The sequence below is a fragment of the Dietzia sp. Cai40 genome (assembly GCF_014145165.1).
Lineage (GTDB): Bacteria > Actinomycetota > Actinomycetes > Mycobacteriales > Mycobacteriaceae > Dietzia > Dietzia natronolimnaea.
This window is the reverse complement of sequence record NZ_JAALEB010000269.1, coordinates 1-10,697: the sequence shown is the minus strand read 5'-3', so window position 1 is coordinate 10,697 and position 10,697 is coordinate 1. Positions and strand designations below refer to the sequence as shown.

Here is a 10,697-nt window from a genome sequence, read left to right as displayed (position 1 = left end):
TCGCGGCCAAGATCACAGCTTGTTCAGCAGTCTCCTAGGTGACGGCGATCGGCCACCGCGTGTTGACATCCGAGGCGTCCTTGCCCGACTGCTCCAGGTAGGCCGCGAAGTCGCGTTGGCGCGTCTCGTGCCACTGCGCCTGCTGCGCGTTGACCGCGCGCCAGTCCGCGCTGGCCAGGTCGGGCAGCGAGCCGAGCAGCTTCCACGCCAGGCGGGCCGCCGCGAGCGCATCGGCCGCGGCCTCGTGCGCATCGTCCAACCGCACGCCGTGGTGGGCGCACAGGGCCTCGAGGGTCCGCTTGCCCCTGCGGTAGGGGTCGATCGCCCGGTCGACGACGTAGGGGTCGAGGACCGGGCCGAGCACCTCGAACGAGGGGTCCCATCTCCTGAGGATGGTGAGGTCGTACGCGGCGTTGAACACCACCAGGGTCCGCCCCTCCCGCCAACCCGCGCGGACCCCGGCGATGGTCTCGGCCACCACCTCCGCATGCGGCCTCCCGTGCTGCCTGGCCTGGGCGGTGGTGATCCCGTGCACGGCCGTGGCGCCCTCCGGGATGTCGATGCCCGGATCGGCCATCCAGCTGAGTTCCACCTTGCGGGGCCCGTCGATCGCGACGAGGGCCGAGGTGACGACATGCGCGGTACGGGGATCGGGCCCGGTGGTCTCGAGGTCGAAGGCCAGCAGTCGGTTCCGGTCGAGTGAGACGGAGGTGATGATCTCTGGGTTCATGCGGTCACCGTAGGCCAGCGCCCCGACACGCCGGGCCCATGTCGCATTACCCTGACCTCGTGAGCCAAGCGAGTCGAAGCAACGAGCCCGTCGGCACCGGGGACATCCCCCCGGAGGTACGACAGGAGTGGACCGACCTCGCGGAGACGGTGCGGGATCACCAGTTCCGCTACTACGTCAAGGACGCCCCCATCGTCTCCGACGCCGAGTTCGACAGGCTGTTCCACGACCTGGAGGCGCTGGAGGAACTCCACCCCGGACTGCGGACGGCGGACTCCCCGACACAGCTCGTCGGCGGTGGCTTCTCCACCGATTTCGCGCCGGTCGAACACCTTCAGCGGATGACGAGCCTGGATAACGTGTTCTCCGAGGAGGAGCTGCGCGCGTGGGTGGCCTCGGCGGTCGAACAGGCTCACATCCCCGCGGAGGACCTGCGGTTCCTGTGCGAGGTCAAGATCGACGGCGTCGCACTGGATCTGGTCTACCGCGAGGGGAGGTTGGTCAGCGCGGCCACCCGCGGGGACGGTCGAACGGGCGAGGACGTCACGCTCAACGCCCGGACGATCGACGACATCCCGGTCACGCTCACCCCGACGAAGGACCGCCCCGTCCCCGCGTTGCTCGAGGTCAGGGGAGAGGTGTTCTTCCGGCTCGAGGACTTCGCCGACCTCAACGCGCGGCTCGTCGCCGACGGCAAGCCACCGTTCGCCAATCCCCGCAACAGCGCGGCCGGGTCACTGCGGCAGAAGAACCCGGCGATCACCGCCCAGCGCCGCCTCGGGATGTACTGTCACGGCCTCGGCGCGGTCGAGGGAGCGACCTTCGACAGCCTCCACGACGTCTATCTCGCGCTTGCGGACTGGGGCCTGCCCGTCTCTCCCCACACCGCCCCGGCGACCGGGGTCGACGAGGTACTCGAGCGGATGCGGTACTGGGGCGAACACCGGGACGACCCCGAGCACGAGATCGACGGCCTCGTGGTGAAGATCGACGACCGGGCCGTCCAGCGTCGACTCGGTCAGACGTCGCGGGCACCGCGGTGGGCGATCGCCTACAAGTACCCGCCCGAGGAGGTCATGACCGAGTTGCTCGACATCCGTGTCTCCGTGGGTCGTACCGGGCGGGTCACACCGTTCGCCCACATGGAGCCGGTGCTCGTCGCCGGCTCCACGGTCTCGCTCGCGACCCTGCACAACCAGACCGAGGTCAAGCGCAAGGGTGTTCTGATCGGTGACACCGTGGTGATCCGCAAGGCCGGGGACGTCATCCCGGAGGTCCTCGGCCCGGTGGTGGAGCGCCGGGACGGGACCGAGCGCGAGTTCGTCTTCCCCGAGCGCTGCCCCGAGTGTGAGACCGTCCTGGCGCCGGCGAAGGAGGGGGACGCGGACTGGCGTTGTCCGAACCAGCGGTCCTGTCCCGCACAGCTCCGCGAACGCCTGTTCTACCTCTCATCGCGCAACGCGCTCGACATCGAGGCGCTCGGCTACGAGGGATCCTCCGATCTCCTCGCCAGCGGGGTGCTGGACAACGAGGCCGGTCTGTTCGACCTCACCGAGGCGGACCTCCTCCGCACCTCCCTCTACACCCGACTGGACAAGGCGACACGCAAGCAGGTCGAGGAGGGCGCCGAGCCGGAGCGAACCGTGCTCACCGAGAACGGCCGCAAGCTGCTGGCGAATCTCGAGACGGCGAGGGACCGGCCACTGTGGCGGGTGCTCGTCGCGTTGTCGATCCGCCACGTCGGGCCGACCGCCGCACGCGCGTTGGCCACCCGGTTCGGCACCATGGAGGACATCCGCGCCGCCTCGGAGGTGGAGCTGGCGGAGACGGACGGCGTCGGCGCGACCATCGCGGCCTCGGTGGTGGAGTGGTTCGATGTGGACTGGCATCGCGAGATCGTCGACCGGTGGGCGGCCTCGGGCGTCTCGATGGCCGATGAACGGGACGCGTCGATCCCGCGCACCCTCGAGGGCCTGACCATCGTGGCGACCGGATCCCTGGAGGGGTTCACCCGCGACGGGATCAAGGAGGCGATCATCGCTCGCGGTGGCAAGGCCTCGGGATCGGTGTCCAAAGAGACCGACTACGTGGTTGTGGGGGACAACCCGGGGTCGAAGGCGGCCAAGGCTGAGGAGCTGGGGCTGACCATCCTCGACGAGGCCGGCTTCGTGGAGCTGTTGGAGAACGGCCCGGCGCGGGAGGACGAAGACGGGGCCGACCCCGAGCCCGCCGATCCCGGGGGCGCCGCCGACTGATCGCCTGCCCGGGTGCGCTGCGTGTCGGGACCCAACCGTCCGCGCAACCCTTCGGGACGCGGGCACAGGGGCCGCGTATGTCGGAGGACCGACGTGAGCCGGGTCAGCCGGGGCGCGTCGGGTCAGCCGGCGTTGAGAGACCGCAGGATCCCGGTGAGATACCCCAGCCGGGCGATCTCGGACCGCCGGAACGACGGCCCGCCCGGTCGGCCGACGACGAGGACGTGCCCGGACGAGAGCGGGGCCGCGGCGACCGCGGTGTCCATCGACGTCCACTCGGCGGGCAGGTCGACCTCCAGCGCGGTGGCCCGCTCGAGGTGGCGAACCGCCTCGACCCGGCCCCCGTCCCACAACGGTGCGGCGGCGCCGCGAGCGACCAGCCGGCATCCATCGGTCGTCTCCTCCACCACGAGCGCCCACCCGAGGCGCAGCGCCGCGGGCAACTCGTCGGCGAGCATCTGGTCAGCGCCGGCCCCCGCCCCTGCCACCGCGTCGATGAGCTCGAGCTCGCGGTGCGCGTCGAGGATCCCGCCGAACGGCCGAAGTGAATCCACCATGACCCCGTCGAGTTGTTCGGCCGCGGTGATCAGGGTGTCGGGGAAGGTCCCGTTGGGAACGTTCACCACGATGTCGTCCACGGCCACCCCGTCGAACCGGTCCACAACGTCGAGGCTGATGATGTCCGCGCCGGCCGTCCCCAGGGCGACCGCGAGGGAGCCGAGGCTGCCCGGTCGATCGGGGAGCAGGACGCGGAGCAGATATGACATGGCGCCCATTGTGCCGCACTCTGACGGCCTGACTAGGCTGGGCCGGTACCGACACGCCACGCCGAAGGGACTACACACGTGACCTCGATCTCACGCGGGGACGTCGCGCATCTGGCCAGGCTCTCCCGCCTGGAACTGAGCGACTCCGAGCTGGATTCGTTCGCGAGACAGCTCACCGACATCCTCGACCACGTGCAGGCCGTGTCCGAGGTCGCAGCGGACGATGTCCCGGCGATGAGCCATCCCACCGCGATCTCCAACGTGTACCGCACCGACGTGGTCACCCCCGGCCTGACCCCGGAGCAGGCGCTCGACCAGGCCCCGGCCGCGGACCAGCAGCGCTTCGAGGTCCCGCAGATCCTGGGGGAGGAGGCATGAGTTCACTCACCACCGCCACCGCAGCTGAACTGGCCGGCCGGATCGCCGCGCGGGAGGTGTCCTCGGAGGAGGTCACCCGGGCACACCTCGACCGGATCTCGGAGGTCGACGGAGAGATCAACGCCTTCCTGCACGTGGGAGCCGACGAGGCACTCGAGGCCGCGCGCACCGTCGACGCCCGTCTCGCGGCCGGAGAGGAACTCGGCCCGCTGGCGGGGGTCCCGGTCGCCCTCAAGGACGTGTTCACCACCACCGACGCACCCACCACGTGCGGGTCGAGGATGCTCGAGGGCTACCGCTCCCCGTACGACGCCACGGTCACCGCGCGGCTCCGGGAGGCGGGCATCCCGATCCTGGGCAAGACGAACATGGACGAGTTCGCCATGGGGTCCTCGACCGAGAACTCGGCGTACGGCCCGACCCGCAACCCGTGGGATCCCAGCCGCACCCCGGGCGGGTCCGGCGGTGGCTCCGCCGCTGCCCTGGCGTCCCACCAGGCCCCGATCGCCATCGGCACCGACACCGGCGGGTCCATCCGCCAGCCTGCCGCCCTCACCGCCACGGTGGGCGTGAAGCCCACCTACGGCACCGTGTCCCGGTACGGCCTCGTGGCCTGTGCCTCGTCACTCGACCAGGGTGGACCGTGTGGTCGTACGGTCGAGGACACCGCCCTCCTGCACCAGGTGATCGCCGGACACGACCCCCGCGATTCCACCAGTCTCGACGTGGCGGTCCCGGACGTGGTCCGGGCGGCGCGCGAGGGAGCGCGAGGAGATCTGTCCGGTGTGCGCGTGGGCGTCGTCTCCGAGTTCGCCGGGGAGGGGTACCAGCCGGGGGTCGAGGCGTCGTTCCGTGCCTCCGTGGACACCCTGCGGGACCTGGGTGCGGAGGTGGTCGAGGTCTCGTGCCCGAACTTCCGCTATGCGTTGCCCGCCTACTACCTGATCCTCCCGTCCGAGGTCTCCAGCAACCTGGCCCGGTTCGACGCCATGCGCTACGGCCTGCGGGTCGGCGAGGGGTCCGCGGACCAGGTCATGGCGGCGAGCCGCGAAGCCGGGTTCGGTCCCGAGGTCAAACGCCGCATCATGCTCGGCACCTACGCCCTCTCGGCCGGTTACTACGACGCTTTCTACGGTCAGGCACAGAAGGTGCGCACGCTCATCGCGCGCGACTTCGACGCCGCGTACGAGAAGGTGGACGTCCTGGTCTCGCCCACCACCCCGACGACGGCGTTCCCGCTGGGGGCCAAGGTCGAGGACCCGGTGGCCATGTACCAGTTCGACCTCTGCACCCTCCCGCTCAACCTCGCCGGGCACTGCGGCATGTCCGTTCCGTCCGGTCTCGTCGACGGGCTCCCGGCGGGCCTCCAGATCATGGCCCCGGCGCTGGCCGACGACCGCCTGTACCGGGTGGGTGCCGCCTTCGAGGCGGCGAGAGGCCCGATCGCGTGACCACGGTCCCCGAGAGGGACGCATGGAAGGCCCTGGCGGCGCTCGTCATCGGGTTCTTCATGATCCTGGTGGATCAGACGATCGTCGCGGTCGCCACCGACGCCTTCGTCACACAACTCGGCGCGTCGACCAACCAGGTGATCTGGGTGACCAGCGCCTACCTGCTGGCCTACGTCGTACCGCTGCTGTTCACCGGTCGTCTGGGTGACCAGATCGGACCCCGCGCGGTCTCGATCGCCGGACTGGTCCTGTTCACCGGTGCATCACTGTGGTGTGGTCTCGCGGGCAGTATCGAGACGCTCATCGTCGCGCGTGTGTTCCAGGGACTCGGTGCCGCGCTGCTCACCCCGCAGTCGCTCAGCGTGATCACCAGGGTCTTCGCGCCCGGGCGTCGCGGGGCGGCCATGGGGATCTGGGGGGCGGTCGCGGGCATCGCCTCGGTCGTCGGACCCGTCCTGGGTGGTGTCCTCATCGACGCGTTCGACTGGCGCGCGATCTTCTTCGTCAACATCCCCTTCGGCGTCCTGGCCGTGGTGCTGGTCTGGCGGTGGGTCCCCAGGCTCGAGACCCGGTCGCACTCCTACGACGGGCTGGGGATCGCCCTGTCGGCCCTGGGTATGTTCCTGCTGGTGTTCGGCATCCAGCAGGGCGAGTCCCACGGCTGGGGCGGGACCACCCTCGCGCTCATCATCGCGGGGACGGCGGGCCTGGCGGCGTTCGTCTGGTGGCAGTCGCGCGTGCGCACGGAGCCACTGGTACCTCTACGCCTGTTCCGGGACCGGAATTTCTCGATCGGCACGTTCGGAGTCTCCACCATCGGCTTCGTCACCGCCGGCACCATGGTCCCGCTGATGTTCTACCTCCAGGGCGTCAAGGACCTCAGCCCCACGCGCGCCGGTCTGATGCTGCTGCCGATGGCGTTGATCGCGGGTGTCCTCGCCCCGGTCGTCGGGCGGTGGGCGGACAGGATCGACCCGCGGTTGTTCACGGGCATCGGGTACTTCTCCTACGCGATCTCCCTGTTCTGGCTTGCTCTGGTCATGGACTCGCAGACCTCGATCCCCGTGCTGCTCGGACCCATCGCCCTGATGGGGGTGGCCAACGGGTGTGTCTGGGCGCCCACATCGTCCACCGCGATGCGACGCCTCGAGCTCGCCTCCGCCGGAGCCGGCTCGGGGGTCTACAACACCACCCGCCAGGTGGGTGCGGTCCTGGGTTCCGCGGCGATCGGTGCGGTGATGCAAGCCCGGCTGGTCGTCCACGGCGACATAGGGCAGGCGGTGGCGGACGCCATGTATCTCCCCGCCGTGGTGGTCCTGCTCGGAGGAGTGGCGACGATGGCGTTTCGTACCGGTGAACAGTCACCGGAGCCGGGCACGGTGACCAGGTCCCGGCCCTAGACTGCGGGAGAACCGAGAGGAGTCCGACGTGCGTATTGGCGTGCTGACCGCAGGCGGGGACTGCCCCGGACTCAACGCGGTGATCCGCGCGTTGGTGCGGACCGCCCATTCCGAGTACGACTCACCCGTCCTGGGCTTCCAGGACGGGTGGTCCGGGTTGGTGCACGACCGTGCGGTGCCCCTGTTCGACGACGAGGGGATCGACCGCATCCTGCTGCGCGGGGGCACGATCCTCGGAACTGGCCGGCTCAACCCGGACATCCTCACCGGGAGCCTGCCGGAGATCCGGCGGACCCTGCAGCGCCACTCCCTCGACGCGCTGGTGGCGATCGGTGGCGACGGGACGCTGAAGGCGGCGCGGTGGCTCACGGAGAACGGTGTGCCGGTGGTGGGCGTCCCGAAGACCATCGACAACGACGTGGCGGGAACCGACTACACCTTCGGGTTCGACACCGCGGTCTCGATCGCCTCCGACGCGATCGACCGCCTGCACACGACGGCGGAGTCCCACGAGCGGGTCATGCTGGTGGAGGTGATGGGTCGGCACGCCGGGTGGATCGCCCTCCACGCCGGGCTCGCGTCCGGGGCGCACATGATCGTGATCCCCGAGGTGCCGTTCGACATCGACTACGTGTGCAAGGTGATGAAGCGCCGCTTCCAGATGGGGGAGGCGTACGGGATCTGCGTGGTGGCGGAGGGCGCCACACCCGTCGAGGGCTCGGGGATGACGTTGCGGCAGGGCGGGACCGACCAGTTCGGTCACGAGGTGTTCACCGGTGTCGCGGACCAGATGGCAACGGCGATCGCCTCCCGGATGAACCGCGACGTCCGCACCACGGTGCTGGGGCACATCCAGCGCGGGGGGACCCCCACGGCATACGACCGTGTCCTGGCCACCCGTTTCGGTGTCCACGCCGCGCATGCGGTGCACCGCGGGGATTTCGGTCAGGTGGTGGCGCTGCGCGGGGAGTCCATCGAGATGGTGCCGGTCGCCGAGGCCGTCGCCGTGCTCAAGACCGTCCCGGAGGACCGCTACCGCGAGGCCGCCTGCCTCTTCGGCTAGATTGTTCCGCATGGAGTTCACCGAGGTCGTGTCACGTTTCGATCCCGTCATGGGCATGGAGGTGCACGTCGAGCTGCACACCGCCACCAAGATGTTCTGCGGGTGCCCGACTGCGTTCGGAGCGGACCCCAACACCCAGGTGTGTCCGGTGTGCATCGGTCTGCCGGGGGCGTTGCCGGTGGTCAACGGGCAGGCCGTCGAATGGGCGATCAAGATCGGGCTGGCCCTCGGGTGTTCGATCGCGCCGTACAGTCGCTTCGCGAGGAAGAACTACTTCTACCCGGACCAGCCGAAGAACTATCAGATCTCGCAGTACGACGAACCGATCGCCCACGACGGTTTCCTCGACGTCCAGCTCGAGGACGGCACCACCTGGCGCGTCGAGGTCGAGCGGGCGCACATGGAGGAGGACACCGGCAAGTCCACCCACGTCGGCTCGGCCACCGGTCGGATCCACGGGGCCACGCATTCGCTGCTCGACTTCAACCGTGCCGGCGTTCCGCTGATCGAGATCGTCTCCAAGCCGATCGTCGGAGCAGGGGAGCGTGCCCCCGAGATCGCCCGCGCGTACGTCTCCGCTCTACGCGATCTGCTCCGGAGTCTCGACGTCTCCGACGTCCGTATGGACCAGGGGTCGATGCGGTGCGACGCCAACGTCTCACTGATGCCCAAGGGCGCCACCGAGTTCGGCACCCGGACGGAGACCAAGAACGTCAACTCCCTGCGCAGCGTCGAGGTCGCCGTGCGTCACGAGATGTGCCGCCAGGCGGACGTCCTGTCCTCAGGTGGGGAGGTCGTGCTGGAGACGCGGCACTTCCACGAGTCCGACGGGACCACCACCGCGGGCAGGCCCAAGGAATCCGCCGAGGACTACCGGTACTTCCCCGAGCCCGACCTCGCGCCTGTCGAGCCGCTGGACGAGCTGGTCGAGAGGATCCGCGCCGAGTTGCCCGAGCTGCCGTGGCTGCGCCGCGCACGGGTGCAGGCCGACTGGGGTGTCTCGGACGAGGAGATGCGCGACCTGGTCAACGCCGGAGCGCTGGACCTGATCCTCGCCACCGTCGACGCCGGCGCGCCCCCCACCGAGGCCCGGTCGTGGTGGGTGGCCTACCTCTCGCAGCAGGCCAACAAGCGCGGCGTGGGCCTGCCGGAGCTGGAGATCACCCCCGCCCAGGTGGCGCGGGTCATCGAGCTCGTGGCGGAGGGGACGCTCACCAACAAGCTCGCCCGGCAGGTCGTGGACGCGGTCCTCGACGGTGAGGGTGAGCCGGACCGGGTCGTGGCCGACAAGGGCCTCGAGGTGGTCCGTGACGACTCCGCCCTGCAGAAGGCGGTCGACGACGCCCTCGCCGCGCAGCCGGACATCGCGGAGAAGATCCGCTCCGGAAAGGTCCAGGCCGCCGGCGCGATCGTCGGAGCGGTCATGAAGGCCACCCGCGGGCAGGCCGACCCGGCCAGGGTCAAGGAGCTCGTGATCGCCGCCTGCGGGTGACAGCCCCGGGGGTCCTTGCGAGCCCGGGACGGGGTGTGTTCTTCTGGTGCGCAGGTGCCGAGAGGCACTGTGGGGACGGAAGCGGGTGACGTGGTGGCCGAGCGGGAGTGGAGCACGGGACCGGTGGTCATCACCGGCGCCTCCGGCCAGGTCGGCACCGCGCTTCGGGCGCGACTGGCCGGGCTGCCGAACGAGGTCCGCGCGCTGAGACGAGGCGACGACGTGGCCACGGCGTCGGTCGGAGCGTCCGCGGTGGTGCATCTGGCCGGGGCCCTGTTCCCGAGGCGGCCCGACACCTACCAGTCGGCGAATCTCGACACGGTGCGCGCCACGGTGACCGCACTGAAGGACTCAGGGGTGCGCCGCGTCGTCTTCCTGTCGTACCTGGGGGCGGATGAGACCTCGACCAACCCGTACCTGCGGTACAAGGCCCACGCAGAAGGACTCATCCGCGCGAGTGGGATTCCCGCGGTCGTCTTCCGCGCCGCGCACATCTTCGGCACCCCCGACGCACCCGGGCCCACCGTCACGGAGATGCTCTCCTCGGGGGACGGCCCGTCACCGTCCTCGGGCCGGGGACCCAACGCTATGACTGGATCGCTCGCGATGATGTCGCCGAGGCCCTGCTCCACGCGGCGCTGGACCACGCCACCCCGACCGGTATCTTCGAGCTCGCCGGACCGCAGTCCCTCTCCGTGGACGAGTTCGTCACTCGGGTGAACGGCGCGGACGTGCGGATCCGGCATCTGCCGGCCACCCTCGCACGTCTCCTCGGACGCGTCCTCCCGACGCTCCCGAGCCCCCTGGTCGACGTGATGCTCCGTGACTTCTCTCGTCTCCCGGCGCCGGGGAGACCGCGGCACTGTTCGGCGCCACCCTCCATCGCCTCGACGAGATGTGGCCCGCCGGGTGAGGTGCCCCACCAGACCGCGAGTCAGGTCCGGGCGTCGCCGCCTCCGCCACCGGTCCGGGGCAGGATGACGGCGCGATCGTCGGTGGGGACAGGGGAGCCACCACGCTTGTTGGTCGTCCCTCCGAGCAACACCCCGTCACCGACCGCCGCCAGACCGGTGATCCGTCCGTAGCGCCCCTCGGCCAGGGCCTCGGGCTGGCCCCGTGCCGCCCCACCCGCGAGGGGGAGTGCGTCGGCGCGTTCGCCGT

General features: G+C 70.2%; 9 protein-coding genes and 1 pseudogene. 7 read left to right on the top strand and 3 right to left on the bottom strand.

The window, feature by feature from the left end; translation table 11 throughout:
- Positions 1-34: 34 nt before the first annotated feature.
- Positions 35-730 (bottom strand): exonuclease domain-containing protein, encoded by a 696-nt coding sequence (locus tag G6022_RS10750; protein ID WP_182638787.1) that lies wholly within the window; start codon positions 728-730, stop codon positions 35-37.
- Between the two features lie 59 nt (positions 731-789).
- Between G6022_RS10750 and ligA the strand changes: the two genes are divergently transcribed.
- The gene (ligA, locus tag G6022_RS10745; protein WP_182638789.1) at positions 790-2,985 is read left to right on the top strand and encodes an NAD-dependent DNA ligase LigA; all 2,196 of its coding nucleotides are present in this window, start codon (positions 790-792) and stop codon (positions 2,983-2,985) included.
- Between the two features lie 122 nt (positions 2,986-3,107).
- Here ligA and G6022_RS10740 read toward each other — a convergent pair whose 3' ends face one another.
- Positions 3,108-3,752, bottom strand: coding sequence for an amino acid-binding protein (locus tag G6022_RS10740; RefSeq protein WP_182657885.1), 645 nt, complete (start codon positions 3,750-3,752; stop codon positions 3,108-3,110).
- 78 nt (positions 3,753-3,830) lie between these two features.
- Here G6022_RS10740 and gatC point away from each other — a divergent pair, with 78 nt between their 5' ends.
- Genes gatC through G6022_RS10710 form a run of 6 tightly spaced genes read left to right on the top strand, consistent with a single transcriptional unit; the run spans position 3,831 to position 10,256 of the window.
- Positions 3,831-4,130, top strand: a complete 300-nt coding sequence (gatC, locus tag G6022_RS10735) for an Asp-tRNA(Asn)/Glu-tRNA(Gln) amidotransferase subunit GatC (RefSeq protein ID WP_182638840.1) — start codon at positions 3,831-3,833, stop codon at positions 4,128-4,130.
- Positions 4,127-5,581 (top strand): Asp-tRNA(Asn)/Glu-tRNA(Gln) amidotransferase subunit GatA, encoded by a 1,455-nt coding sequence (gene gatA, locus G6022_RS10730; protein ID WP_182638842.1) that lies wholly within the window; start codon positions 4,127-4,129, stop codon positions 5,579-5,581. Before gatC ends, gatA begins: the two co-directional genes overlap by 4 nt.
- Positions 5,578-6,981 (top strand): DHA2 family efflux MFS transporter permease subunit, encoded by a 1,404-nt coding sequence (locus G6022_RS10725; protein WP_182638844.1) that lies wholly within the window; start codon positions 5,578-5,580, stop codon positions 6,979-6,981. The genes gatA and G6022_RS10725 overlap by 4 nt, the downstream gene beginning before the upstream one ends.
- Before the next feature lie 28 nt (positions 6,982-7,009).
- Positions 7,010-8,044 carry an ATP-dependent 6-phosphofructokinase gene (locus tag G6022_RS10720; protein WP_182615866.1) on the top strand — a complete coding sequence of 345 codons (1,035 nt, stop codon included), beginning with the start codon at positions 7,010-7,012 and terminating at the stop codon, positions 8,042-8,044.
- A 10-nt stretch (positions 8,045-8,054) separates the two neighbouring features.
- Positions 8,055-9,536, top strand: a complete 1,482-nt coding sequence (gene gatB / locus G6022_RS10715) for an Asp-tRNA(Asn)/Glu-tRNA(Gln) amidotransferase subunit GatB (protein WP_182638846.1) — start codon at positions 8,055-8,057, stop codon at positions 9,534-9,536.
- A 54-nt stretch (positions 9,537-9,590) separates the two neighbouring features.
- Positions 9,591-10,256 (top strand): NAD(P)H-binding protein, encoded by a 666-nt coding sequence (locus tag G6022_RS10710; protein WP_182610880.1) that lies wholly within the window; start codon positions 9,591-9,593, stop codon positions 10,254-10,256.
- Positions 10,257-10,470: 214 nt separating this feature from the next.
- Here the strand turns inward: G6022_RS10710 and G6022_RS10705 are convergent.
- A pseudogene (locus G6022_RS10705) lies at positions 10,471-10,697 on the bottom strand (oxidoreductase); the annotation flags it as partial.

Excerpts from the sequence above, each read along its gene's own strand:
- gatB (WP_182638846.1), top strand. The coding sequence starts at position 8,055 with ATGGAGTTCACCGAGGTCGTGTCACGTTTCGATCCCGTCATGGGCATG.
- gatA (WP_182638842.1), top strand. The coding sequence starts at position 4,127 with ATGAGTTCACTCACCACCGCCACCGCAGCTGAACTGGCCGGCCGGATC.
- G6022_RS10750 (WP_182638787.1), bottom strand. The coding sequence starts at position 730 with ATGAACCCAGAGATCATCACCTCCGTCTCACTCGACCGGAACCGACTG.
- G6022_RS10740 (WP_182657885.1), bottom strand. The coding sequence starts at position 3,752 with ATGTCATATCTGCTCCGCGTCCTGCTCCCCGATCGACCGGGCAGCCTC.